Annotated in this window: 26 protein-coding genes and 1 riboswitch; of the genes, 11 read left to right on the plus strand and 15 right to left on the minus strand. The window is 37.3% G+C overall.

Features of this window, described 5'->3' with window-relative positions; all coding sequences use genetic code 11:
• The first annotated feature begins 298 nt into the window (after positions 1 to 298).
• Entirely contained in the window at positions 299 to 1,093 is a 795-nt protein-coding gene (locus U9M49_RS12190; protein WP_322909874.1) for a hypothetical protein, read from the plus strand.
• Between the two features lie 101 nt (positions 1,094 to 1,194).
• Here U9M49_RS12190 and U9M49_RS12195 read toward each other — a convergent pair whose 3' ends face one another.
• A complete protein-coding gene (locus U9M49_RS12195) occupies positions 1,195 to 1,869 on the minus strand; it encodes a GntR family transcriptional regulator (protein ID WP_095371446.1) in 675 nt (224 codons plus the stop codon).
• Positions 1,870 to 1,974: 105 nt separating this feature from the next.
• Here U9M49_RS12195 and U9M49_RS12200 point away from each other — a divergent pair, with 105 nt between their 5' ends.
• From U9M49_RS12200 to U9M49_RS12220, 5 genes are all read left to right on the plus strand, one after another.
• Positions 1,975 to 2,310, plus strand: coding sequence for a heme oxygenase (locus U9M49_RS12200; RefSeq protein ID WP_095371445.1), 336 nt, complete (start codon positions 1,975 to 1,977; stop codon positions 2,308 to 2,310).
• A gap of 101 nt (positions 2,311 to 2,411) precedes the next feature.
• Positions 2,412 to 3,098, plus strand: coding sequence for a response regulator transcription factor (locus U9M49_RS12205; RefSeq protein ID WP_095371444.1), 687 nt, complete (start codon positions 2,412 to 2,414; stop codon positions 3,096 to 3,098).
• A 1-nt stretch (position 3,099) separates the two neighbouring features.
• Complete coding sequence (locus U9M49_RS12210) at positions 3,100 to 4,110, plus strand: sensor histidine kinase (protein WP_095371443.1); 1,011 nt, start codon at positions 3,100 to 3,102, stop codon at positions 4,108 to 4,110.
• A 100-nt stretch (positions 4,111 to 4,210) separates the two neighbouring features.
• On the plus strand, positions 4,211 to 4,972 hold the full coding sequence (locus U9M49_RS12215; RefSeq protein WP_095371442.1) for an ABC transporter ATP-binding protein: 762 nt from the start codon (positions 4,211 to 4,213) through the stop codon (positions 4,970 to 4,972).
• Positions 4,962 to 6,920, plus strand: coding sequence for an ABC transporter permease (locus U9M49_RS12220; RefSeq protein WP_322909875.1), 1,959 nt, complete (start codon positions 4,962 to 4,964; stop codon positions 6,918 to 6,920). Before U9M49_RS12215 ends, U9M49_RS12220 begins: the two co-directional genes overlap by 11 nt.
• A 53-nt stretch (positions 6,921 to 6,973) precedes the next feature.
• Here the strand turns inward: U9M49_RS12220 and U9M49_RS12225 are convergent, their stop codons facing one another.
• The 4 genes from U9M49_RS12225 to U9M49_RS12240 all read right to left on the minus strand — a co-directional run bounded on the left by U9M49_RS12225 (position 6,974) and on the right by U9M49_RS12240 (position 9,819).
• Positions 6,974 to 7,303: a thioredoxin family protein gene (locus U9M49_RS12225; RefSeq protein ID WP_322909876.1), complete on the minus strand. Its 330-nt coding sequence runs from the start codon at positions 7,301 to 7,303 to the stop codon at positions 6,974 to 6,976.
• A gap of 28 nt (positions 7,304 to 7,331) precedes the next feature.
• Positions 7,332 to 8,555: a hemolysin family protein gene (locus U9M49_RS12230; RefSeq protein ID WP_322909877.1), complete on the minus strand. Its 1,224-nt coding sequence runs from the start codon at positions 8,553 to 8,555 to the stop codon at positions 7,332 to 7,334.
• A gap of 182 nt (positions 8,556 to 8,737) precedes the next feature.
• Entirely contained in the window at positions 8,738 to 9,298 is a 561-nt protein-coding gene (locus U9M49_RS12235) for a nitroreductase (RefSeq protein ID WP_281202835.1), read from the minus strand.
• Positions 9,299 to 9,342: 44 nt separating this feature from the next.
• Positions 9,343 to 9,819, minus strand: coding sequence for a methylated-DNA--[protein]-cysteine S-methyltransferase (locus U9M49_RS12240; protein ID WP_095371437.1), 477 nt, complete (start codon positions 9,817 to 9,819; stop codon positions 9,343 to 9,345).
• Between the two features lie 134 nt (positions 9,820 to 9,953).
• Here U9M49_RS12240 and U9M49_RS12245 point away from each other — a divergent pair, with 134 nt between their 5' ends.
• Positions 9,954 to 11,162, plus strand: a complete 1,209-nt coding sequence (locus U9M49_RS12245) for an iron-containing alcohol dehydrogenase family protein (RefSeq protein WP_322909878.1) — start codon at positions 9,954 to 9,956, stop codon at positions 11,160 to 11,162.
• 239 nt (positions 11,163 to 11,401) lie between these two features.
• Here U9M49_RS12245 and U9M49_RS12250 read toward each other — a convergent pair whose 3' ends face one another.
• The 4 genes from U9M49_RS12250 to U9M49_RS12265 form a co-directional block, all read right to left on the minus strand.
• Positions 11,402 to 12,136, minus strand: coding sequence for an amino acid ABC transporter ATP-binding protein (locus tag U9M49_RS12250; RefSeq protein WP_095373573.1), 735 nt, complete (start codon positions 12,134 to 12,136; stop codon positions 11,402 to 11,404).
• Positions 12,137 to 12,160: 24 nt separating this feature from the next.
• Entirely contained in the window at positions 12,161 to 12,919 is a 759-nt protein-coding gene (locus tag U9M49_RS12255; RefSeq protein WP_095371435.1) for an amino acid ABC transporter permease, read from the minus strand.
• A gap of 182 nt (positions 12,920 to 13,101) precedes the next feature.
• On the minus strand, positions 13,102 to 13,947 hold the full coding sequence (locus tag U9M49_RS12260; protein ID WP_095371434.1) for a transporter substrate-binding domain-containing protein: 846 nt from the start codon (positions 13,945 to 13,947) through the stop codon (positions 13,102 to 13,104).
• Positions 13,948 to 14,076: 129 nt separating this feature from the next.
• A riboswitch (Lysine riboswitch) is annotated at positions 14,077 to 14,261 on the minus strand.
• 130 nt (positions 14,262 to 14,391) lie between these two features.
• Positions 14,392 to 15,879 (minus strand): methyl-accepting chemotaxis protein, encoded by a 1,488-nt coding sequence (locus U9M49_RS12265; RefSeq protein ID WP_233435338.1) that lies wholly within the window; start codon positions 15,877 to 15,879, stop codon positions 14,392 to 14,394.
• A gap of 143 nt (positions 15,880 to 16,022) precedes the next feature.
• Between U9M49_RS12265 and U9M49_RS12270 the strand changes: the two genes are divergently transcribed.
• The gene (locus U9M49_RS12270; RefSeq protein WP_095371433.1) at positions 16,023 to 17,069 is read left to right on the plus strand and encodes a ketopantoate reductase family protein; all 1,047 of its coding nucleotides are present in this window, start codon (positions 16,023 to 16,025) and stop codon (positions 17,067 to 17,069) included.
• A gap of 84 nt (positions 17,070 to 17,153) precedes the next feature.
• On the opposite strand, the gene U9M49_RS12275 is transcribed toward U9M49_RS12270, so the two are convergent.
• The 4 genes from U9M49_RS12275 to U9M49_RS12290 form a co-directional block, all read right to left on the minus strand.
• The gene (locus U9M49_RS12275; protein WP_233435337.1) at positions 17,154 to 17,870 is read right to left on the minus strand and encodes a sulfite exporter TauE/SafE family protein; all 717 of its coding nucleotides are present in this window, start codon (positions 17,868 to 17,870) and stop codon (positions 17,154 to 17,156) included.
• A 284-nt stretch (positions 17,871 to 18,154) separates the two neighbouring features.
• Positions 18,155 to 18,712 (minus strand): class I SAM-dependent methyltransferase, encoded by a 558-nt coding sequence (locus U9M49_RS12280; RefSeq protein ID WP_095371432.1) that lies wholly within the window; start codon positions 18,710 to 18,712, stop codon positions 18,155 to 18,157.
• A gap of 129 nt (positions 18,713 to 18,841) precedes the next feature.
• Complete coding sequence (locus U9M49_RS12285; RefSeq protein WP_095371431.1) at positions 18,842 to 19,474, minus strand: LysE family translocator; 633 nt, start codon at positions 19,472 to 19,474, stop codon at positions 18,842 to 18,844.
• 87 nt (positions 19,475 to 19,561) lie between these two features.
• Complete coding sequence (locus tag U9M49_RS12290; protein WP_095371430.1) at positions 19,562 to 20,386, minus strand: class I SAM-dependent methyltransferase; 825 nt, start codon at positions 20,384 to 20,386, stop codon at positions 19,562 to 19,564.
• A gap of 137 nt (positions 20,387 to 20,523) precedes the next feature.
• Between U9M49_RS12290 and U9M49_RS12295 the strand changes: the two genes are divergently transcribed.
• The 3 genes from U9M49_RS12295 to U9M49_RS12305 all read left to right on the plus strand — a co-directional run bounded on the left by U9M49_RS12295 (position 20,524) and on the right by U9M49_RS12305 (position 23,295).
• Entirely contained in the window at positions 20,524 to 21,213 is a 690-nt protein-coding gene (locus U9M49_RS12295) for a response regulator transcription factor (RefSeq protein ID WP_095371429.1), read from the plus strand.
• Positions 21,206 to 22,315 carry a HAMP domain-containing sensor histidine kinase gene (locus U9M49_RS12300; RefSeq protein WP_322909879.1) on the plus strand — a complete coding sequence of 370 codons (1,110 nt, stop codon included), beginning with the start codon at positions 21,206 to 21,208 and terminating at the stop codon, positions 22,313 to 22,315. The genes U9M49_RS12295 and U9M49_RS12300 overlap by 8 nt, the downstream gene beginning before the upstream one ends.
• A 95-nt stretch (positions 22,316 to 22,410) precedes the next feature.
• Positions 22,411 to 23,295, plus strand: coding sequence for a M15 family metallopeptidase (locus U9M49_RS12305; protein WP_095371428.1), 885 nt, complete (start codon positions 22,411 to 22,413; stop codon positions 23,293 to 23,295).
• A 119-nt stretch (positions 23,296 to 23,414) separates the two neighbouring features.
• On the opposite strand, the gene U9M49_RS12310 is transcribed toward U9M49_RS12305, so the two are convergent.
• Positions 23,415 to 24,095, minus strand: coding sequence for a DUF3885 domain-containing protein (locus U9M49_RS12310; protein ID WP_095371427.1), 681 nt, complete (start codon positions 24,093 to 24,095; stop codon positions 23,415 to 23,417).
• Positions 24,096 to 24,107: 12 nt separating this feature from the next.
• Complete coding sequence (locus U9M49_RS12315; RefSeq protein WP_095371426.1) at positions 24,108 to 24,896, minus strand: putative hydro-lyase; 789 nt, start codon at positions 24,894 to 24,896, stop codon at positions 24,108 to 24,110.
• Positions 24,897 to 24,899: the final 3 nt, after the last annotated feature.

Below are 24,899 nucleotides of genomic sequence, written 5' to 3' on the forward strand. Positions count from 1 at the left end.
TTGTGGTGAGGGGTCTTTAAAAATGAATATAGCTATATTGGTTTCGGGCTTGAGCTGCTTTTTTTGAGGTTATTAATGTGGTTGTCAGTTAGTAGGGTGAGTAAATCGGTGGTCGGTGGTTGCTCTCGCTTATCAAGCGATTAGCTACCATATTCCGTTTTGGTTTCGAAATAATGTTCAATTATGACCTTAATTTCATGATACCCTTTGACATGGAGCCTCTAAGGGTATAATTAATTACTCGCCGGAAAAAGCCAGAAGTATCAAAGGCTGGTACGCCCTACGATACAAGGTGATTATGCCCGCATCTCCATATAAATGTGGCGACAGCATCCTTCAAACTGTTGTCAGACTCATCCAATCAAAATGTATATTCTTAAATGAACGTTTCAGACTGAGACTGTGTGTAAATCATGGTTTTGCGCAAGAGCATGATGGACTTGGCTTTGTATTGCGCGCAAATCTTAGTTTCGCGCATTATTCTTTTGAATTTGACTATGTACTGCGCGCAAACCTTAGTTTCGCGCACCATTCTTTTGGATTTAGCTATGATCTGCGCGCAAACCTTAGTTTCGCGCACCATTCTTTTGGATTTGGCTATGATCTGCGCGCAAACTTTAGTTTCGCGCACCATTCTTTTGAATTTGGCTATGATCTGCGCGCAAACCTTAATTACGCGCACCATTCTTTTGGGTTTGACTATGTATTGCGCGCAAACCTTAGTTTCGCGCACCATCCTTTTGGATTTGGCTGTGATCTGCGCGCAAATCTTAGTTTCGCGCACCATTCTTTTGGATTTGGCTATAATCTGCGCGCAAACCTTAGTTTCGCGTACCATCCTTTTGGATTTGGCTATGATCTGCGCGCAAATCTTAGTTTCGCGCACCATTCTTTTGGATTTGACTATGTATTGCGCGCAAACCTTAGTTTCGCGCACCATCCTTTTGGATTTGGCTATGATCTGCGCGCAATTCTTAATTACGCGCACCATTCTTTTGGATTTGACTATGTACTGCGCGCAAATCTTAGCTACACGCACCATTCTTTTAGATTTGGCTTTGTATTACGCGCAATTCATGGAATCGCGCAATAAGGTGTAGATTTTTCTATAACCTGCGCGCAAATCATGCTTTCTCCTTCTCTCACCGTTCTCTCTAGCAATATATATCTAAACACCAAGCAATCGGCCCCATTTTAACGGAGCCGATACTTAAATTTATCACTTCTATAAAGAATGCACGTTCGTTCTAGTATTTTTTCAGTGTCTTCGCATACGGTATGACTTTCAAGACAAATAAGTGGGAGGATATTATTGCACTTGAGCAACTCTTGCTCATAGGCGGAGGGGAATTGTACGCTTAATACTGCTCCATTATTGGTGAAGTGATGAAAACCATGAGCTCGGTAATAGGCGAACATGGATGTAATTCTCGGCGCATCTTTTTTAATCGTAGGGAAAACCTCTGTATTGACATACGATTGATGAATAGCAATTGGCTCCCCATTAATATAGCGAAGTCTCGACAACATATAGGTTTGGTTCTCTTTATTTATCTCATTATCTGGGGAAAATAGATTTATAGTTTGCAAATCATAACCGGAGGCTAGCATTTTATCTGTAAAACTTTCGCCCCCCGATAAGTGTAAATGAATCGCTTCTGATTCAGGCTTTAAATACCGCCCTTTTCCGCGTACTGAATAAAGGTGGCCTCGACCTTCTAAGTGTTGTAATGCTTTTCTCACAGTCATTCTTGGCAACTGAAACTCTTCTGCTAATTGATTTTCAGATGGGAACTTTTCATTCGATAGATACTCACCTGCAATGATTCTTTTCACTAATTCATCAATTAATAATGCTTCACTATACATCCCTCTCACCTCTCACCTTTATTTTACCAAATGAAGGGCTTTAATTTCAGAATTGATGAAAGTAAGTTTATAATAAAAGCATGATCACTAAAAGGAGGAATCATGATGTATATCGTAACGAATCGCATTAAAATGAAAAAAGGTTTTGCTGAAAGATTAGCACCTAACTTCACCAAGCCAGGTCCTCTACAAGAAATGAAAGGTTTCATTAAAGTGGAAACCGTTATTACACAAAACTTAGAAGAACATGATGAATTGAATGTGAATATGTATTGGGAAGACCTTGATAGCTTCCAAGCTTGGAAGGAAAGTGACATATTCAAACAAGCACATAAACGCCCCGAACCAAAACAAGGGGAAGAGCCTAAAGAATCTCCAATGCTTGGTAGCGAACTCGTTATCGGAAAAGTAGCAACGACAGTTGAAGCTATCGGAAAATAAAGGATAAGAAGATCGTCGCTGTACGGTCTTCTTTTTTTCCAGAAGGTTGTCCTCCCTTTCGTTTTTAATATAATATATGGAAAAACAAGTGTGGTGAAAAGATGTTTACTCTCTTACTTATAGAAGACGATGAAAGCTTATATCGAGAAATCAGAGAAAGATTAGAACAATGGTCATTTAGCGTGCATGGAATTGATGATTTCTCAAAAGTAATTGAACGATTTTCAGAGGTTAAGCCTGACCTCGTAATCATAGATATTCAATTGCCTAAATATGACGGCTTCCATTGGTGTCGTATGATTCGTAACCATTCTACCGTTCCGATTATCTTCTTATCTTCTCGTGATCATCCGACAGATATGGTCATGTCTATGCAACTTGGAGCAGATGATTTTGTGCAAAAGCCTTTTCATTTCGATGTACTTGTGGCAAAAATCCAAGCTTTACTAAGAAGAGCCTATAACTATACTGCTGATTCTCAGACACTACAAACATGGTATGGAGCTAAAATCGATTATGAAAAATATACGGTTTCTAACGAACACGGTGAGATTACCTTAACGAAGAACGAAATGTTTATTCTTAAACAATTGCTTCAACATAAAAATAAAACACTAAGCCGTGATGAACTTATTAAAGCTCTATGGGATGATGAGCGATTTATTAGTGACAATACTTTAACCGTTAATGTGAACAGGCTAAGAAAACGACTGGAGGAAATTGATTTAGGCAAACATATACATACAAAGGTAGGACAAGGTTATATGGCAATGGAAGAGGTCTATTAATATGGTGATTACTTTTTTAAAAGAACGAATAAGTTGGATACTCCTCTTCCTCTTCTCTCTCATGCTTATCATTGTATTTGCTTATATTGATCCTGGATTATCAATGTATTCGACCCTCTATATGGTTGCGATCCTGCTGGTTATTTTCATTATCTTTCTATTCTTGCGTTTTATAAAAGAGGTCTCCTACTACCGCCGATTAGAAAATTGGGCGCCTGGACTTGATCTCCACTATTTAGAAGAGGCCCGCTCACCTTTTGAAAAAATCATTGAATCTAGTCTTCAGAAACAAACGCAGCAATTAGAGATGGAAAATCAACAGATCAAATTGGAGATTGAACAAGAGAAAGATGAATTATTGCGGTGGATTCATGAGGTAAAGACCCCTTTAACAGCAATGAAACTCATCATTGATCGCCTAGAGCATCCAAGCTCGAAATCTGCTTTAGCTAACGAGTGGCTTCGCATTCATTTACTGCTTGATCAACAGCTTCACCATAAACGTATGCCAACTTTAGAAAATGATCTTTATATTGATAAGGTCTCACTTGAGGAAATATTATTTAGGGAAATACGAGACTTGCAATCTTGGTGCATGCAAAAAGGAATTGGTTTTGAACTCGATCTCGCAGTAAAAGAAGTGACAAGTGATGGTAAATGGCTTGGGTTTGTGATTAGGCAGATTTTATCTAATGCAGTAAAATATAGTCACTCATCCGAAATTACCATTGAATCGGAGGCACTTGGTGACATTAACGTTCTCACCATTTCAGATAGAGGGAAAGGTATTTCACAAAAAGATTTACCGCGTATATATGACAAGGGTTTCACTTCAACCGCTGACCATGCAGGACATGCAGCTACAGGAATGGGTCTTTATTTAGCCAAAAAAGCAGCTGATACATTAAAAATAAACATTCAAGTTAGCTCAATCATAAATGAAGGGACGACAGTAACACTTGTATTCCCTAAAATGAATGATTTCGTTGATATAAGAATGACAACGAAGTGACAATAATGTCACACGCAATGATATTTTGTTCGCTGAATCGAAGGAGAAAGTCTCTCTATCCCTTTACAATGTAGGTAAGCTTAGAAAAAGGAGCATTCACATGAATATATTAGAAGCACATAAAATTCATAAAACCTACGGTAGTAGAGGGAATAAACAAGAAGTTTTAAAAGGCTTGGACCTGCATATAAAGCAAGGTGAATTTGTCAGTATTATGGGCGCATCGGGGTCTGGGAAGACAACCTTGCTCAATATCCTTTCGACGATCGATCACTTAAGCGCTGGTTCAATTAGTATTGAAGGCAAAGAAATGACGAAAATGAAAGAAAGACAACTTGCGGAATTCCGTAAACATTATCTCGGCTTCATTTTTCAAGATTATAATTTACTTGATACATTGACAGTAAAAGAAAACATCTTACTGCCATTATCAATCAAAAAAGTATCACGGACTGAAGCCAATAAGCGCTTTTCTGACATCGCCTCTGAATTAGGGATTGAAGATTTAGCTAACAAGTACCCAAGTGAAATTTCAGGTGGTCAAAAGCAAAGAACATCAGCAGCTCGTGCTTTTATACATGATCCTAGTATCATTTTTGCTGACGAACCGACTGGTGCTCTTGATTCGAAGTCCGCTTCGGATTTACTCAATAAATTAACGCGACTGAATGAAACAAGGAAGTCAACGATTGTTATGGTCACGCATGACCCCGTTGCGGCTAGTTACTGTAGTCGTGTGATTTTTATTAAAGATGGCCATATTTACACGCAATTGAACAAAGGTGATGAGAAGAGGCAAGATTTCTTTAAAGATATTATGAAGACACAAGCCATTCTGGGCGGTGTACAAAATGAACATTAATTTGCTCATTTGGCGTAATTTAAAGAAGAATTTGAAGAATTATTACCTTTATGTTTTTGCACTTGCTTTTAGCTCTAGTCTTTATTTTGCCTTTGTTACATTACAATATGACCCTGCATTAGATGAGGCGAGCGGTACTATAAAAGGTGCAGCAGCTATACGGGCAGCATCTGTCCTTCTCATCGTAATTGTTGCTGTATTTCTCTTATTTGCTAACAATCTTTTTATAAAAAGACGTGGGCAAGAAATCGGGCTCTTCCAACTTATCGGTATGACGAAAGGGCAAATCTTCCGTCTACTTACAGCTGAAAATTTCTTATTATATTTCAGTTCTTTAATGATTGGTATTTTTCTTGGTTTTCTCAGCTCGAGGTTTGTGCTAATGATTCTGTTTAAATTAATATCGATCGATGAATTAGCGGAATTACAGTTTTCATCCCAGGCGTTAGTACAGACGCTAATTGTTTTTGCTGTGATTTATTTACTCATTATGGCAAATAACCTTTTCTTTATTCACCGTCAGAGCATACTATCACTGTTCAAAGTAAAAGCAACTACAGAAGGAACTGTAAAACGGGTCACGGTTGTAGAAATTGTAATTGGAATATTAGGACTTTGCTTTATTACAACAGGTTATTATGTATCATCCAAACTTTTCAGTGGTAATTTTACATCAATAAATGAATTATTTCTCGCCATGATTTTCATCCTTGGGAGTGTCATTATCGGTACTTACCTTTTCTTCCGTGGGTCGATTACTTTCATTGGTAATGTCATTCGCAATGGTAAAGGCGGCTATCTTAACATAACAGATGTCCTCTCTTTGTCATCAATTATGTTTCGCATGAAATCCAATGCCTTATTATTAACGGTAATAACAACCGTATCGGCATTAGCTATCGGTTTACTCTCTTTATCCTATATTCAGTTCTATTCAGCAGAAAAAAGCGCATTTGAACGTGTACTAGCAGATTTTTCTACGAATAGTGAAAAAGAAGCAAACATGCTAACAGAGGCATTCACTGATCATAATATAGCTTTTACAGAAGAAACAACGGAAATCGTAGTTACTACCTTTAATATGGCAGACATGATTCAACTATCTGTGGATCCTGAATCAGCAGGTATGGATGTACAGAAGATGGAATCGACCGTAGTTAGTGATAAAGATGTAGACGGTTTAGACGTTAAGCCAAATGAAGTATTCTTTACTGGTTGGCCTGCCATGTTTGATTCTATCATGGATGTAAACGAAAACAGCTCTATTGTGATGCATACAACAGCAAATGAATATAAATTAGATCTTATTGGTTTAAATGATGAACCTGTCATTCCATTTTATTTCACATTTGGCGGCTCTCCTACTGCTGTCGTCGATGACACAGTATATAAGCAATTGCAAAAAGCATTGAATCCAGATTTACAAACCATTTTTAAAGACCAAGGCAACGTTTTTTATAAAATCAACCTGGAAAATCAGGACGATGTAGTAAAAGCAAATGATCTATACGAAACGCTGGACATCGAACGAAATACCTGGTCCCTGCAATTAGAATTTCAAGGTGTGAAAGAATTTATCGGTTTGACATTATTTATTACCGGCTTCTTAGGGCTTACATTCTTAATCACTTCAGGCTGTATCATTTATTTTAAGCAAATGGATGAGGGGGAAGAAGAAAAGAATGGCTATACGATTTTACGTAAGCTTGGCTATACTCAGAACGATCTCTTAAGAGGAATTTGCGTGAAACAGTTTTTCACTTTCGGTATCCCACTTGTTCTCAGTCTGTCTCATAGTTACTTCGCTGTTAAATCGGGCTGGTTCTTGTTCGGAACAGAAATGATGACACCAACTATTATTGTCATGGTTATCTATACTGTGCTTTATTCCATCTTTGGATTATTAGCAATTTTACATTATAAGAAAGTGATTAAAGATGCATTATAATTAATGAAGGGCACCGTTCATTTTAAGAACGGTGCCCTTTTTAATGCATTTTTTCACATCATAAAGTTTAAATGCTTTAATTGTTTGTTAAACTCCTGTACTCTCATAAATCTTCCTTCTCTTAAGTACTCTTTCCCTTCTTTAAAGAGGATGATTGTCGGTACAGAAAATACCAAAAACTCACCGGCAATTTCGCTTACAACCTGATAGTTAACTTTTCCTAGTTTTATCTTTTGGTAATCCTTTACACTCTCAAATAATTTGGGATACAATGCATGACATACACTACATTGATCACTCCAAATATAAAGGAGGGCAAAGTTATTTTCTTGAATAAATGCTCTCACTTCTTTAATAGATTTCAATTCTGAATGCTTATTCACTTTTTCAAACCCCTTTAAAAGCACAGCATCATTTTTTAGTAATTTTTATTTTAGTCAGTGCTCTCCCTTTTACTTCTAATATTTCAAAAGTAAGATTGTTTTGTACAATGACTTCACCTACCGCCGGAAAATGGTCTATTTGCTTTTGTATGTAACCTGCAAGTACATCATCTTCCTCTGGTATATCTGTCTTAAATACAGAATTGAGTTGATATAATGTAATTTTTCCATTACAGATGATTTCTGTGTCAGTCAGCTTATGAATATGCCTTTCAGTATCCAGATCCATTTCATCTTCAATTTCTAACCCGATCATGGCTTCAATAATGTCTTCATGAGTAACAATTCCTTCTGTTCCACCATATTCGTCCAAGACAATTGCTAGATGTTTTTTCTCCATCGTCATTTGGCGAAAAACACGCTCAAGAGAAGCAAATTCATAAATAACCAAAGGATCTGTATCACAATAATCCTCTAGTGTTTTATGTGGTTTCGCAGCCCAAGATAATAAGTACTTTGAATGAAAAACTGCGACAATACGATCAATATCCTCCCGATAGACAGGATACCTTGTATACGGATGTTGAATCACAGTATCCCTTACTTCTTCAAATGTAGTTGTAATAGGAAACGCAACAAGATCTATTCTTGGGGTTTTTAGCACGTCTTTTACATTTAAATTATGAAAATTAAGTACACCTTTAATACGATGAGACTCTTCTTTTTTAAAGATCCCTTCCGTGTCAGCGATTTCCACTATTGCCCGTAACTCTTCCTTAGAAATTGATGATTCTTGCTTCTGCCCCTTTGATAATATGCGGGTAATAAAACCCGTTAATCCATTTAAAATGACTGTCACTGGTTTTAGAATAAAAATAACAGACCGAATCACAGGATATACAAGATACGATATACGATCAGGGAAAGCTGCTGCAATGGATTTCGGAATTACTTCCGAAAATATAATAATAACCACTGTTAATATGGCCGAAGCGAGCGCAACATTAAAGCCATATTGAATAGCAAGGGTTGTTACAAGTGTCGGTAGCAAGATATTAGCAATGTTATTACCAATGAGAATAGAAGTAATAAACTCACTTGGCTTTGAGACGATATTAAGTAGCTTTTCAGCCTTTTTATCATGGTTTTTCGCTTTCGTTCGCAGCCTCATCTTATTTGTTGCAGTTAATGCCGTTTCACTCCCTGAAAAAAAGAATGAAACAAATAAGAGAAAAATAATAGCAATAATCAACTCTAGTCCCCCTCACAATGGAACAGCAATTAAACGTTATTTTATATACCAATAGTATACCTAACTACTCCTCCTACAAACATATTTGATTGACTTTAAAAAAGGTTTATATATTCTAGCAGCTAAAAAAAGGCTAGGAACCGCTTTTCGCACCTGCCCCTAGCCTTTATTATCACCTTATTTTACTCTTTAATAATTTGCAGCTTTTCTTTCATACTTGTTCGCGGCTTTGCTTCAGGAATATGATCGGCATAACCAATCATTAAAGTAGCTACTACTTTCTCCCCTGGTTTTACACCAATCGCTTCTCGGAAGACAGGATTATAGATCCAATCATTGGTTCGCCAAATCATGCCAATGCCTCTTTCCCATGCAGCTAATTGGAAATTTTGAATCATCGCACTCACTGCACCATAATCCTCATCCCATGTCTTTTGACGAGGGTCCTCAGGCATCACAACAACTAAGTGCAAAGGTATAGAGCGAAAATAAGCGGATTTATTTTGTGCTTTTTCAGGTATGGTCCCATCCTTTAATTTTTGCGTTTGGCAAAATGCATCAATAAACTTCTCTTTCCCTTTTTCAGCGAATAGTAATAAACGCCATGGTTCCGTCATTTTATGATTTGGTGCCCATTTTGCCACCTCTAGTAATTCTACAATTTCATCTATGCTTACAGGATCTTGTTTGAACTTTTTAATCGAACGGCGATCCTTGATGATTTCATCGATCTTTCTCTCCATTTCCAGTCACCTCTTCTAACATTCTGCTTACCAGAACTATTATACTATTTTCTGAACTTTCTTTCATGCTCAAGCAACCAGCCTTTTCTTTCCATCCCACCTGCATAACCAGTTAACTTTCCGTTTGTGCCAATAATACGGTGGCAAGGTACAATGATACTCATTTTATTTTTACCATTAGCGCTCCCGACTGCACGGACAGCTTTTTCATTTCCGACAATGACGGCAATGTCTTTATATGAGGCAGTCTCGCCGAAAGGAATTGTTGTTAACGCTTGCCATACATTCGTTTGAAAGGTTGTCCCATTGAGCTCATAAGTAATTTCAAATGCTTCTCTCTTCCCTTGAAAATATTCCTCTAATTGCTGTACACATTCCTTTATTACATCTGGCGAGTCATTTCTCAATGGTTCTGCGATTTCCGTTCTATCAAGAAATTGAACAGCTGTGATGGCTTTTTCTGTTCCTTCGATTGCTAGCACACCTACAGGGGAATTTATTTGTACAATCGATTTTTGCATAACAAGCTCACTTCCTCATTTTTTACTTGTATTCTAACACTCTTTCTAAAATTTAGTTAGAGAAAGAAGGAAATCACCTTGTAAGCGCTTAACTATTTATAAGTAAAAAAATATTAGAGGGAGAGGATCAGCGAATGAGTTTATTGAACGCATCATTTCACTTAAATCTACAAACGGATTTAAAATTTGGTTATGAGGTCGTTCAACAAGAGCTTTCAGACAAAATTAAAGCGACAGGAAAGAAGAAGGTCTTCGTTTGTACAGATAAAGGACTGATTTCATCAGGTGTCGTAGAAAAAATTACCCAAGTATTAGAAGATGCATCCATTGAATATGCTGTTTATGCAGAAATCGAGCCCAACCCGTCTGCTCATTCGGTTATGGAAGGCATGAAGAGCTTTCAATTAGAAGGCGCAGACTTGATTATTGCCCTTGGAGGCGGTAGCTCTATGGACTTTGCCAAAGCGCTGGCTGTTGCAGTCACACACCCCGGACATGTACTGGAATATTCTCTTGGCGGTAAGCCAATAGAAGATAAACTACCATTACTTTTTGCGATTCCAACAACAGTTGGTACTGGGTCTGAAGTAACGATTGCAAGTGTCATTACAGATAGCGATGGTGGTAGAAAACTTGTTCTAGGATCTCCTTATCTTGTACCAAAAGTTGTGTTTGTGGACCCGGCACTCACACTTGGATTGCCACGAAAGCATGTTGCTGCTACAGGGGCTGATGCACTTGTCCATGCCATTGAATCTTATGTATCATTACCAGCTAATCCTTTTACAGATGCTCTTGCTCTTCAAGCGATTCGCATGCTCTGGACCTATTTACCACAAACCTATGCTCATGCAGACAATTTAGAAGCAAGGGGGCAAGTCCATCTTGCTAGTACATTGGCTGGCATGTCATTTAGCCTCGGTGGATTAGGGATTGTTCATTCCTTATCACATCCAATGTCTGCACGCTACGGTGTCCCCCATGGACTTTCGAATGCTGTTATACTACCAAAAGTGATTGCCTACAATCTTCCAGCATCAACAGAAAAATATGCAACAATTGCACGCATGATTGATCCATCCTTACATTCCGTTAGTATGCAACAAGCAGGCAAAACTCTTATTCCATTAGTAGAAGAATTAATGTATTCTATTGATATTCCACAAAATTTTGCGCATCTCGACCACCACTTTACAGATGAAGATATCGCCCAACTAGCAGAAGATGCAATGAACGATCATGGAACCGTACATTATAATCCAAGAAAAGCAGTGAAAGAAGATATTGAAGCCATTTATAAAAAGGTCTTACCTGTGAATATAGACGAGAAAATTTATCATTAACTAAGAAAAAAGAGCAGTCCTTCCGAGCTAGACATGAATAAGCTTAATTCTGGAGCGGAAATACGACAGCATAAGTTGATCTTACGAATGTAGTTCATTCATCTTTGTCGCGGCTCAACTTCTACCAAAGGACCGACAAACTTCTGATCCAATTCCAAAGCTTTTAACAACGTTCCGTACGAGAGGCTAAAACTAAAAGAAGCTTGCCCAATTTAATTATTAAATCGGGCAAGCTTCTTTTAGTTACGTGTACGTTGTAGGAAAGCTTTGGTTCTTTCCATTTTGGGGTTATTGAATAGTTGCTCTGGTGTCCCTTCTTCAGCAATGACGCCTTTATCCATGAAGACAACGCGATCCGACACTTCACGGGCGAATTCCATTTCATGGGTGACAATAAGCATGGTCAGGCCTGTGCCAGCCAGTTCCTTCATCACCTTTAACACTTCGCCAACCATTTCAGGATCGAGTGCTGAGGTTGGTTCATCAAACAACATCACATCTGGCTCCATTGAAAGTGCTCTTGCAATCGCCACACGCTGTTTTTGACCTCCGGAAAGCTGTCTTGGTTTAGCTTCTACATAAGCCTCCATCCCGACCACACGCAAATATTTCTTCGCGATTTTTTCTGCTTCCTCTTTTGAACGCTTTAATACTTTTATTTGCCCAACAACACAATTTCCCAATACATTATGGTTATTAAATAGATTAAAAGATTGAAAAACCATGCCGAGATTTTTACGATATTGATGGACATTATGTTTATCGTCGAGGATATTTTCACCGTTATAGATAATTTGTCCACCACTTGGTTTTTCTAATAGATTGACACATCTTAATAGGGTCGATTTCCCAGACCCTGATGAGCCGATGATTGTAACTACTTCTCCTTTATTCACTGAGAAGTTAATATCTTTTAATACTTCATGACTACCAAAAGACTTACTTAACCCTTGAATATCAACAACTGTATTCACTTTTCCAACTCTCCTTTCCGCCACCTATGCTCCTGTTGTTTTCCTTTTGATATCTTCTGCCGTATCCATTTCACCTGCAACGACGTAATTTTCCGGTCCATCCATTCTTCTTTCAATATAGCGTAGAATTAATGTAACGGTATAAGTCATAACGAAATAAATAATACAAACAACAAAGAATGACTCAAAGTAGCGGAAATTATTCCCTGCAATTGAATTCGTTTGGAAAAATAATTCAGATATAGAAATCACGCTTAACACGGCAGTATCTTTTATATTAATGATAAATTGATTACCTGTAGCTGGAAGAATGTTTCGAATGACCTGAGGTAAAACAACATTCATCATTGTTTGCAAATGGTTCATCCCAATGGCTTGGGCTGCCTCATATTGACCTGGGTCGACAGAAATAATCCCTCCACGAACAATCTCAGCCATATAAGCACCCGTGTTAATGGAAACAATAACGATACCAGCAATGAGCGGATCCATTTGATAGCCAAAGGCCATTGCTGCCCCGTAAAAAATAACCATTGCCTGTACAATCATTGGTGTGCCTCTAAAGAATTCAATATAAGCAGATAACAAGAAATTCACTATTTTTAATAACAACCGTTTAGGACCATTCTCAGGTATTGGTATTGTTCGAAGAATGCCTGACAACAAACCAATTAGGGCACCGAAAACGGTACCAATTAAGGCAATGACTAATGTCACACCGGCGCCTCGTAAAAACATTGGCCAATATTCGACAACGATGCGAATAATCCATTCTATACTCATAACAATGATCTCCTTTTCTCTCATCATGATTGGCCATTACCAATCAATCTGCTAAGGATTTGCGCTTCAAAGGTTTAATACGACGGAGAGGATGCGCTACCCTAGTTGTTTATTTCTCATGTCTCTCCTAACCTTCTTCTCGATATAAAACCGGCTACATCTCATGCAGCCGGCTCATTTAGTTATTCTGCCGCTGGCTGATTCTCAATAGCAGCATCCATTAATTCTTTTTGCTCTTCTTCAGAAATATCTGCAAGGATTTCATTGATTTTATCTGTTAATTCGCTACCTTTTTTCACCCCTACTGCAATGGCAGTATCTTCTTCACTTGTCTCAAATCCTTCAGTAAATTCAACCATCGCAAAGTTATCATTAGCAGCTGAAGCACTTACACCTTCCGGACGTTCAGAAACATAGCCGTCAATAATTCCAGACTCTAATGCAACACGCATAGCAGGGAAGCTCTCCATCGCTGTTTGCTGTTGTACGCCGTCAATTTGATCAATTACTGAATAATGAAATGTATTTAATTGGGCAGTAACCTTTGCCCCACTGAAGTCTTGAATGGATGTGGCATTTTCGTAATCGCCACCTTTTTTCACTACCATGACTAAATCAGATTCGTAATAGTTATCGGAAAAATCAATCGTTTCTTTTCGTTCTGCTGTTGGTGACATACCAGCAATAATAGCGTCAATTTTATCTGAACTTAATGATGGTACTAATCCATCCCATTTTGTTTTCACAATTACTAACTCTTTTCCTAAACCTTCTGCTATCTTCTTCGCAATCTCAACATCGTAACCGCCTGCAAACTCTGAATTACCTTCAATTGCTACTGCGCCATTGCTATCATCCATTTGCGTCCAGTTAAATGGCGCATAACCCGCCTCTAGTCCTACGCGAAAAACGTCTTTATCTTTTCCACCTGAACCTGTGCTTCCTTCAGCCTCATCATTTGAACCACAAGCAGCTAGAAACATACTCAGTACTATAGCCATAGCTAGTAAAGCAAATCTCTTTTTCATCTCTATTCCCCCTAATATATTTTTCTACTAATTAAACTATTCCGAATTAAGAAAAAGAATAACAAAAAAAGACCTGAGATGAACTCAGGTCCTTGTTATTCTTCCGCCTAAATCCTCTACTTTTCCCATTTTAGAGATAGTGCACCTTAATAAATCGGGTAAATTTATTAAGACAGTCCTGCAATTATTCACTGCAGACCCAACATGCTATACAAACGGGTATAGCACATTTCGGCGATATTTCCTTCTCTTTAGTCTCATCATGCCTTATCACTCTACTAAAGACTGTTAAATACCGCGCCTCTACCCCACCAGAAAAAGTGAGGTTTATTCAATTTGATATCTATTAGGCTACAATAGTTTAATAGCGTCTGTCAATATAAACTCTATGGAAAATTGGTCCTTTTTTCGCACAACCTTTTGATTAGAGCATAATTACCAATGTTAAGCTTGTTGGCTTGAAGCTAACTCTTTTAACTGTATGCTCAAACGATTAATATCCGCTACCGAATGATTTACGTTTGACACCATCTCATGTTCATCTTCTATGATAGCAACGATTTCCTCTGTAGCTGCGGCGTTCTCCTCTGATATATTTGCCATATTTTCAATCTGCTCTTGAATTTGTTCAAATTTTTCTGTGGCAGCGGAAACTTCATTGACACCTCTCACTAACTCTAAGTTGTTTTCTTGTAATGATGTTTGTATCTCGTTGAAAAAGGCAGATATCTCTGTTAGAAGTGCTTGTCCCTGCTTTACAGCACCTTCCCCTTCAAGAGAGCTTTTACGTGCTTCAAGAGACTGAGTGAAAAGAGTATTCGTCACTTCAGAGATCGCCACCGTGATTTCAGCACTTTGCTCAGCTAACTTCCTTACTTCATCTGCAACGACCGCAAACCCTCGCCCATGCTCTCCGGCTCTTGCTGATTCAATTGCTGCATTTAATGCGAGTAAATTAGTTTGATCGGCAATTTGTTTAATGCCTGCTAATAATTTATTCACTTGTTCCATACTTGAATGAACATCTGATACCGTCGATGCTGTCACACTAATCGTTGTATTTACAGTATTCATATGCGATGTAACATCGACTATCTTATTTAAACCATCTTGTACTTTCTCATTCATATTCTCCGACTTTTCTACGACACCTTCTGAAATGGCAACAGATTCTTTTGTATTTTGTAAAGACTGACTCATAGAATCATTGACAATATTTAAGCTGTTCGCTTCTTCTTGAATACTTGTAGCCATCTGTTGAGCAGCTTCTAATACTTGTTGACTTGACTCATGTATCGTTTCAATATTTTGCTTAAAAAGTCCAATATGATTTTCTAGAGTCACTGTACCTTTATCTATTGAACCAAAGGTGTCTTGCAACTGTATGAGGAGGTCCTTTGACTCCGTTTCTTTTTGCTCTGCTTGGTCAATTAATTCCCTACCCCAACTAGCTAATAAATAAAATAAGTACAAAATCCCGTTGGCGACAAGAATAATAGTAAAAATACTCCGGACACTATTACTTTCTCCTAATAACTGATGGCCAATTATAAAGTAGGTAGCAATAAAACTAACATTATAGAATACAGAAAAAGCAACAATCATTTCTTTCTTAAAATATAGCACCACCATTGCAATCGTTAAGAATAAAATATAATGCTTATTCAATGCATATCCGTCCACAAAAAAGAGCATCATCACAATGAGGTTTGGTATAGCAGCATATAAAAAGCCCTTTACGTAATCATTGATACGCAAAAAATACAGAACAATAGCCATGACAATGACAGAAATCCCAGCACACATAATGACAATTGTATCGCTCAAACCCCGGTCAATAACAATAGGTAAGACTAATAAAACAGCTAATGTCATCAATCCCCACATATTCACTTTATGAACTCTTAATAATTCATTCTTTTGCGTACCCAATTATTTTTCCTCCTAATTTAATCCAAAAACAAGGACTTTAAGCCTATTATTTGGGTTTTTTTTCTTTTATTTCTATTATTTATTTCGGTATGATTAACTTTTATGTTAGTGCTTTACAACTAAATATTTTAGGAGGATGCATAATGAGAATTGCTATCATGGGAACAGGATCTTTAGGGACGATTATTGGGGCACACTTATCAAAAGGGGCACATCATGTGGAATGCATCGATGTAAATACTGACCATATTAATGCCTTAAACAGTAACGGCGCAACAGTTGTGGGGACTGTAAACTTGCAGGCTTCTGTGAAAGCCATCACGCCACATGAAATGACTGGCATTTATGACCTTGTCTTACTTTTAACAAAGCAAGTATACAATAAATCAGTGCTCCTACAACTTCAAGCGCATATGAACGAAGCAAGTATATTACTCTCTTTACAAAATGGTGTTCCAGAAGAAAGTTTAGTAGAATCACTTGGTTCATCCATCATTATTGGTGGTTCTGTAGAGTTTGGTGCTACTTGGGTAAAACCAGGTGTATCACAATTAACATCAGACAAAGAGGCATTCTCTGCTCACGCTTTTCAAATTGGTGAGTTAGACGGACAGATTACTGACCGCGTGAACCTAGTAAAAACCGTTCTTGAAGATGTCGGTGGCACAATCGTTTCAAATAATCTAATCGGTACAAAATGGTCCAAACTTCTTGTTAATGTAGCGATGAGTGGTATGTCGGCAGCACTAGGTTGTACATATGGAGATATTTTGAATAACGAGGCAGCTGTCACAAGTGCAGTGATGCTAGCTGATGAAACGTTAAAAGTTGGTTACGCGAATAACATTCAATTTAGCGAACTAGCTGGTGTAAATGTTGGAATCTTCTCTATTAACGAAGACAAGAGCAATCTACCTATGGTCATCCAAGTTGCTAAACAAGCATTTGGTCCTCAAGCACTGCTCAAAGCTAGTATGCTACAAGATTTAGAAAAAGGATTACAAACAGAAGTCGATTATATTAATGGTTACATTTCAACAAAAGGGAACGCCCTACAAGTATCTACTCCAGTAAATGACCTTGTCACAAGCATGATCAAACAAGCAGAAGAAACAAACCAACTGCCGGACTTTAATGAAAATATTAAAGCATTTGAGTCCCTATTAAACAAAGAATTTGCTATTCATTAATCCATACTTGAAAGACAGGCTGAGTGAGACGCGCGAAATCAAACCCCTCACCAGCCTTTTTTCCTTCCTCATTCCCATGCAGAATTAGAGAATTAATTGGTTAATACATAAGTATAATCCAGTAAATAAAAGGATGAAGTAGGAAATAATTGAGAAAAACTTTTGGCTCATGACTTTAAATAGTAATTGTCCTAAAAATATACCAATTAGTACCACAGGAGCTCCAACCAAACTAGCGAGCCAAACTGTTTGTGTAGTACCGGCGACAACCATTTGGATAGCCAGACTGATTACATAGATATATAAATAAAAAGCAATTGTCGTTCCTCTGAGAATTTCCATATTCGTTTTGGTGCCCGAGAAATACAATAATAACGGCGGACCAGGCATACCAATACTTGTCGTTAATGTTCCAGATAGCCCACCAGCGCCATAATCTCTATTTCTCGTTTGCTTCATCTTTAATTGAGCAATCATCAACACAGTCAAAACCAAGATTAGAATACCTATCCCTAGTTTTAGCCAGTTAAGCGGTAACCAAAGAAAAATGACCATCCCTATAGGTAAACCAAAAATACTGCCGATGATGAGTCGTTTTAACACTTTTTGATCAACATCGACCTTGACTTTCCCTATCATGACAATCGAAATAAACAAAGATAAGATTAAGTTGATTTGAATGGCCTCCATCGGCTCAAAAAACAGCAGTAAAAATGGCGTCGCTAGAATAGAAAAGCCATATCCCGTACTCGCCTGTAATATAGATGCAACTAAAATAAGAAGTATATATAAAATGAGCAATTGAGCAAACCACCTTCACTATTACAGAAACTTTCTCCCCTGTCTCTATTTTACCATTTCAGCTAACAAAAACCCTCATAAGATGGACCGTTTGTTTCACGTGGAACGAGAAATTAGTGTGGGGACTTATCAAATTAAGATAAGAAAGTGCCTCTTAGTTATAGGGGTGCAGGATTCGTTCAAAAAGCTTTGTTGGATACGAATATATCTATTTTCACGTTGCAATCATTTTTATTTTATTACGACTCTTTATAATTTACTGTTGCTTTAAATTAAAGCATTCATTACTTCTTTACTGCCCTAATGATATAAACTGGCTCACTTCCTAATTTCCGCGGAGAAACGGTCATTTTCATATCGCTAAAACCGGCATTTTCCATTGCCTTCATCATATCCCCAGATGATACTCTCGGTCCTCTGGCATCTGCGGTTTTTTCAATATCAATGCATAAGAATGTACCTCGAGCTTTTAAGGTACGCTTGATTTCTTCTAGTACAGCGGATAATGGTTTTACTTCATGTAGCGAGATTGAAGCGATCGCAATATCTACTTGTTCATCTGCTAATGGTATGTCTTTAAAATTAGCTATTACGGGCTGAATATTTGTGATCCCTCTCTTCTCTGCTGTTAGCTGCAAATAGTTTAAAATTTCCTCATCCAAATCAAGTGCATAAACCAAATCTACCCTTTCTGCTATAGGTAGTGCTACGTATCCTGCACCAGCTCCTATATCTAATACGACGTCACTATGATTGAGGGGGAGGTATTGAAATAATTCCTCAGCTGAAAAACGGTCAATATTTTCTAGATTACTAATCTTTCTTTTTACTTTTTCATTCATAAGTATTAACCCCTTTTTAATTATAGATATAAACACTCTTTAATAACTATAATTTATTTAAACTTCTTTGTAAATGGGTAATATTGTAATGGATGAAAAAACGGAGCAGAGTTTGTTCTGCTCCTTTCTTTATGAGGATGCCTTTGTTTGGAGAAGCTTAATACCTAAGCCGACAAAGATCATGCCAGTTACCTTATTAATAATAAATTCTGCTTTAGGATTATTTCTAAGTTTCTTCGTTGTTGTAGAGGCAAAAAGCGCGACTATCGAACACCAAATGGTTCCTGTTACAACATAGGTCATACCAAGGATGATAAAAGGAAGTGGGCCATATCCATTGTCTACAGATATAAATTGGGGTAGAAATGAAATATAGAAAAGCGCCACTTTTGGATTGGTTAGATTGGTTAGTAAACCTTGAGCAAACACTTTCCTTGCAGTTAAAGGTTTCGTCTTTTTAACTTCAAATTGAGAGGATCTTTGAATGACCATACGTACGCCAAGATAAATTAAATACGCCGCACCAATCATCTTTACAATAGTAAATAAAATGACTGACGTTGTAAGAATAAGAGATAATCCGATAGCAGCTAAAAATGTATGCACCATTGCTCCTGTAGATATACCAAGAACAGAGTATAACCCTGCCTTCTTACCTTGTGAGACACTCCGTGAGACGATATACATCGTATCTGTCCCAGGGGTAATATTCATAATAATCGCGGCGGCTAAAAACACCGTAAAACTTGTGATGCCAAACATCTAATTCGCCCCCTCAACCAATACAAGTATTAAAATTACTTCTATTGTACTCCTCTCGCAAGAAAAGAAATAGAATATTTTTAAAGATTATTTCTGAACAAGGATAGCCATTGTCTCGCTTCTATCAGTGTAAGGTTCTCCAGCCACATTACTATACTCATTAATCACTTTAAATCCAGCATCCCGGAGCTCTCTTATCAACCGCTCCTTAGTAAAGTATTGATACCAAATGTGATACACATCAGCCGATTCTTCAGTCAGTACCAAAGTTTGTTCAAGAGAAATTTCATCATCATATTTTTTGTTATGAGAGATTTCCAAATGAGGATGGGCAGACCAAAACCCCCCATGATTATTCATTGACCATTGTTTTCCCTCTACAAAAGAATGATACTTATTAACGGTAAATACATCTAAAAATAGGCGTCCAGATTCAGTTAAGCAGCGATAAATATTCTTTAACAGCTGCTTGCGATTATTTGGTGATAATGCACCATAATCACAATAGATAAGCGTCGCAAAATCAAACGTATTTACGTCATCCATGTTCAGATAATCCTCAAAGCGGTACTGTATCGGTAAATGCCTTTCACTAGCCTGGGATTTGGCGTAATCAATAGAGTTCTCGGAGAAATCGATCCCGGTAACCGCATAGCCTCTCATTGCCAGCTGTTCACAATAAAGACCTGGACCACAACCGAGATCAACTACTCTGTCTCCACTGTTCATAAGCTGTGAAATAAATCTTACCGAAGCATCTATAAATTTCGGTTCTCTACTCGCTCCTTCATGGTTTGGATTAAGATGTGCTTTTAAAAGCTGTTTTGCAATATACTCATCTTGCCAAAACATTTTTTCAGATGGTTGAAAAGCTTCTGGCTGTTCAATTTTGCTTAAAATCTCCTTATACATAAAAAGTCCTCCTGATCGAAAGTTATTGCATATTATAACAGAATTCAAGGAAGGTAACGATCATTCTCTTGCTGGATGAATACATGGTTAACGGCTATACTATAAGAGATTCTTACTGAAAATTAGAGGTGTACAACGTGAAGCACGTAAATATTTTGATTGCCGATGATGAGGCGGAAATTGCTGACCTTGTTGGGCTCCATTTGGAAAAAGAAGGCTTTCATATTTTCAAAGTAAATGATGGAGAAGAAGCATTAAAAATTGTACAATCACAGCCAATTGATTTGGCTGTCTTAGATATTATGATGCCCCGTTTAGACGGACATGAAGTCACTAGAATGATTCGCAAACAAAACTATCTTTTTCCGATTATCTTTTTGAGCGCTAAAACATCTGATTTTGACCGTATCACCGGGCTTGTCATTGGAGCTGATGATTATATGACCAAACCGTTTAATCCTATGGAATTAGTGGCACGCGTCAAATCACAATTACGACGGACAATGCTGTATAATCAATCAGCTTCAAAAGAGAATATTTTAGAGTTTCGAGGACTTACGATTGATCCTGATCAACATAAAGTAACAAAATATGATACGGTCCTCTCTCTCACCCCGAAGGAATTTGATATTCTCCTCTTACTCGCTAACCATCCGAATAAGGTTTTTAGTGCAGAGCATATTTTTCAAACTGTGTGGGGAGATGCTTATTATGACAACCAAAATACAGTGATGGTTCATATTCGCACATTAAGAAAGAAACTTGGGGAAGACAAGAACGAGTTTATTAAAACCGTCTGGGGAGTAGGTTATGCCTTTCATGGTTAATTATAAAATTAATTTTCAAACGAAACTATTACTACTCGTCTTCGTTAGCATGATATTAGCTGGCGTAATCACATATTCACTTTTTGCATATATGCAATATTATTATCATCAGTTTGTGTTAATCGATGATCCTTTAGCTCGAATCAGATGGGCATTAGGAAATAAGGGTCTATTTATTATTTTTGCGATTCTATATATTCTATTTACACTCGTCATTTTCAAATTACTTACAAGACGAATTTCATCGTATTTCAGTCATATTTCACATGGTTTAAAGCAATTAGCTAACAGTGATTTTCAATATGAAACAAAAATTTCTACTAATGATGAATTTAGCCAGATAGCGATAGATTTAAATACAGCTAGTCTCAAGCTAAAAGAGGCGATTGAGCGTGGAGATTTTGCTGAGTCAAGCCGTGATCAGTTAATTGTCAATCTCGCCCATGACTTACGAACACCACTCACATCAGTCATCGGCTATTTAGATATTATCAAAAAAGACACTAGCTTAACCGAGGAACAAAAAAAGCATTATACAAACATTGTCTATAAAAAAGCTGGGCGGTTAGAAGAATTAATTGATCATCTTTTTGATATAACGAAATTAAATTATGGTAAGCTCTCTATTATCAAAAGTGAAATTAATTTAAGTGAGTTATTATTACAACTCTGTGAGGAAATGTATCCTGCCCTTAAGAAGAATCATTTAGAGGCAAGATTACATTTACAGCCCTCCTTAATGATTGAAGCAGATGGGAGACAATTAGCACGTGTATTTGAAAATCTCCTAAATAACGCAATACGCTATGGGGCAGATGGACAATTTATCGATATTCACACTTCATTAGACGATGAAGGAGCGATTGTGCAGATTATTAACTACGGTGATGATATCAGAGAAAAGGACCAACCTTATATTTTCGATTCCTTTTACACATCCGACCCTTCTCGTGCCCATCAAGAAGGTGGAACAGGGCTGGGGTTATTTATTGCCAAGAATATTGTTGAACAGCATGGCGGTCGTATTACTGTCAATAGTACAGTCATACAAACAAGCTTTGAGATTAGACTTCCCATTCATCCATCTACTTTGGATAATTAAAGGGATGATTTAAGAAAAACTTTATATTTACCCCTACTTTTTTTTAAGCTTTATTCTTTATCTTTAATTTTATGAATTGAAGGAGGAATAAACGTATGAAGAAGTGGGGATTTTTTTTAGCCATCATTTTATTTTTATTAATAGCCATCAATCAATATCTTACTTCGAATAAAGCCAATTTATTAAAGGATGATATTGAATACGCCAATGAGGAGAACGAAAACAATGATTTCAAGCCCATACCTTCTAATCGAAATTTATCTGTAGAAGAAGATATGATAAACGATGGTCAGCTATTACTTGTTAATGAAGAACATCCATTGAAGAAAAATACAATACTAGACGATGTAGTCAACGTATTTGACTATGATGAATTAGAGAAAGAGTTTGGTCTTATCGATGATGATATACAATTGTCGATAGATTTATTAAATCGATTTAATGATATGATCCATGAAGCTAACAAAGAAGGAGATTTTCAATTTTTACTAACAAGTGGCTATAGAAGCTGGGACGCACAACAAACGCTGTATCAGGAAAAAGGGGCGGATTACGCTCTACCTGCTGGTTATAGTGAACATAATTTTGGACTTGCCCTTGATGTCGGTTCTCAAGCAACAACTATGTATAGAGCAAAGGAAGCCCAATGGTTAGAAGAGAAAGCTTGGATGTATGGCTTTATTTTACGATACCCTGAAAACAAAAGTGATATTACTGGCATTTCATATGAACCATGGCATATTCGCTATGTTGGTTTACCACATAGTGCAGTAATGCATAAGAAAAATCTTGTATTAGAGGAATATTTAAAACTGCTAGAAACAGAAAAGACAATTGACTTTACATTAGGTGATGTAACTTATCATGTTCGATATTACCCGGTCCATGATAGCAAAACTATTACCTTACCGGATGACGATTACTATCAAATTTCTGGTGATAATAAAGAAGGTGTGATAGTCACTACTTACTCTCTTTAAAAAAATAACAGAGCTTTGACCATACTAATACATGAGAAACAAGAAAATTACCCGAGTGGTGTGCACAATTCAGCATGCACACCACTCGAGTATAATTAAGCAGGACTTCATAACCGTTGTTATAATACATCTTTCTCCATACCCAATCTTTGAACCACATCTGCTCGATCGACTTCATCAATCCAGTTACCATACTTTTCATATAGCTGCCTCAGTATCTGAACATTGCGGGCAATTACTTCACAACCACGATCATCGTATATGAAAAAGATGACATCTCTCGTTAAATTAATAAAGAAAACATCTGGATAATTGACATGATAACCACCAAAACGTGGTTTTAAAGGAAAGTCTTCATGAGCAGCTGCTTTTATAAGTGATTCTATTTGTATGTCTCGGCACTGACATAATAAAGAGAATTGTTGTAATTGGTATGCGTCTGCATCCTCCGCTTCAAAAGGGTAAGGCATGGTTTCCACCTGAAGTTGATACAACTTTTTACGTTGCTTCAAATGAGATTGGTAAACCTTTAATTTTCTCGTTCTCTTTTCTTTTTCAACCATTTTATACATATTAGTCACTAGCATCACTTCATCCTCGCTAGCAAATAACTCATTAAAAAGAGTTGTTGCCTGTTCATAAACAAGCTCAAATCTATCCATATTTAACTGACCTTGTTCGTTAAATTGGTAGATTTCTTCAGCGAACGTGAAAGGAATACCGATATTCCATTGCTGATAAATACTTGGCATTAGTTTTAATCCTGGAAAATGAGACTGCAAATAGTTTGGTAACTCCATAGAAGCCCTTTCTTACATGATTGCATATTGTTCATTTAACACATCTGTAATAAACATATGACCAGGTGCATGCGTAATCATAATCTCTGGTTTTGCCCGCATCGCCACTGCTTGTGGGGTTACGCCACATGCCCAAAATACAGGAACTTCTCCATCTTTAATGGTAACCGCATCTCCGAACTCAGGCTTGTTAATATCTTTAATCCCTATTTTTTCAGGATTTCCTAAATGTACCGGGGCACCGTGGACTGAAGGAAAGCGACTCGTTACTTGAATAGCCCTTATCGCATCCGCTTCTTTCATTGGTCTCATACTTACCACCATCGGGCCTTCAAACATACCAGATTTTACACATTCAATATTAGTTTCATACATAGGCACATTGCAGTTTTCTTCAATATGTCTGATTGGAATATGATTATTTAAAAGCGCTTCTTCAAAAGTAAAGCTACATCCAATTAGGAAGCCAACCATATCTGTACGCCAATAACCGGTTGCATCCTGCACCTCATCCACAAGTTCTCCATGCTTATATATACGGTACTTAGGAATATCTGTCATAATATTGCCGTTTGGTGCGGCTAACTTTGGTATAACTGATCCGACCTCTGTTACATCTATAATCGGACAAGGCTTTTGGTTTCTTTGACAAAATAATAAAAAGTCAAAGGCAAGTTCTTTTGGTAATACAGCTAAATTCGCTTGGATAAAGCCATTAGCAATGCCAGCAGTAGGCTGCTTCCAATGACCGTCCCTAATCTGCTTACGTGCTTCTTCAGGACTTACTGTTGTTAAATTCAAACT

It is taken from the genome of Cytobacillus sp. OWB-43 (assembly GCF_034651445.1).
Classification (GTDB): Bacteria; Bacillota; Bacilli; order Bacillales; family Cytobacillaceae; genus Cytobacillus; species Cytobacillus kochii.

Excerpts from the sequence above, each read along its gene's own strand:
- U9M49_RS12285 (WP_095371431.1), bottom strand. The coding sequence starts at position 19,474 with ATGTTTGGCATCACAAGTTTTACGGTGTTTTTAGCCGCCGCGATTATT.
- U9M49_RS12300 (WP_322909879.1), top strand. The coding sequence starts at position 21,206 with ATGGTTAATTATAAAATTAATTTTCAAACGAAACTATTACTACTCGTC.
- U9M49_RS12310 (WP_095371427.1), bottom strand. The coding sequence starts at position 24,095 with ATGGAGTTACCAAACTATTTGCAGTCTCATTTTCCAGGATTAAAACTA.
- U9M49_RS12210 (WP_095371443.1), top strand. The coding sequence starts at position 3,100 with ATGGTGATTACTTTTTTAAAAGAACGAATAAGTTGGATACTCCTCTTC.
- U9M49_RS12200 (WP_095371445.1), top strand. The coding sequence starts at position 1,975 with ATGTATATCGTAACGAATCGCATTAAAATGAAAAAAGGTTTTGCTGAA.
- U9M49_RS12215 (WP_095371442.1), top strand. The coding sequence starts at position 4,211 with ATGAATATATTAGAAGCACATAAAATTCATAAAACCTACGGTAGTAGA.
- U9M49_RS12260 (WP_095371434.1), bottom strand. The coding sequence starts at position 13,947 with ATGAAAAAGAGATTTGCTTTACTAGCTATGGCTATAGTACTGAGTATG.
- U9M49_RS12280 (WP_095371432.1), bottom strand. The coding sequence starts at position 18,712 with ATGAATGAAAAAGTAAAAAGAAAGATTAGTAATCTAGAAAATATTGAC.
- U9M49_RS12270 (WP_095371433.1), top strand. The coding sequence starts at position 16,023 with ATGAGAATTGCTATCATGGGAACAGGATCTTTAGGGACGATTATTGGG.
- U9M49_RS12255 (WP_095371435.1), bottom strand. The coding sequence starts at position 12,919 with ATGAGTATAGAATGGATTATTCGCATCGTTGTCGAATATTGGCCAATG.
- U9M49_RS12205 (WP_095371444.1), top strand. The coding sequence starts at position 2,412 with ATGTTTACTCTCTTACTTATAGAAGACGATGAAAGCTTATATCGAGAA.
- U9M49_RS12245 (WP_322909878.1), top strand. The coding sequence starts at position 9,954 with ATGAGTTTATTGAACGCATCATTTCACTTAAATCTACAAACGGATTTA.
- U9M49_RS12195 (WP_095371446.1), bottom strand. The coding sequence starts at position 1,869 with ATGTATAGTGAAGCATTATTAATTGATGAATTAGTGAAAAGAATCATT.
- U9M49_RS12305 (WP_095371428.1), top strand. The coding sequence starts at position 22,411 with ATGAAGAAGTGGGGATTTTTTTTAGCCATCATTTTATTTTTATTAATA.
- U9M49_RS12240 (WP_095371437.1), bottom strand. The coding sequence starts at position 9,819 with ATGCAAAAATCGATTGTACAAATAAATTCCCCTGTAGGTGTGCTAGCA.
- U9M49_RS12290 (WP_095371430.1), bottom strand. The coding sequence starts at position 20,386 with ATGTATAAGGAGATTTTAAGCAAAATTGAACAGCCAGAAGCTTTTCAA.
- U9M49_RS12235 (WP_281202835.1), bottom strand. The coding sequence starts at position 9,298 with ATGGAGAGAAAGATCGATGAAATCATCAAGGATCGCCGTTCGATTAAA.
- U9M49_RS12190 (WP_322909874.1), top strand. The coding sequence starts at position 299 with ATGCCCGCATCTCCATATAAATGTGGCGACAGCATCCTTCAAACTGTT.
- U9M49_RS12220 (WP_322909875.1), top strand. The coding sequence starts at position 4,962 with ATGAACATTAATTTGCTCATTTGGCGTAATTTAAAGAAGAATTTGAAG.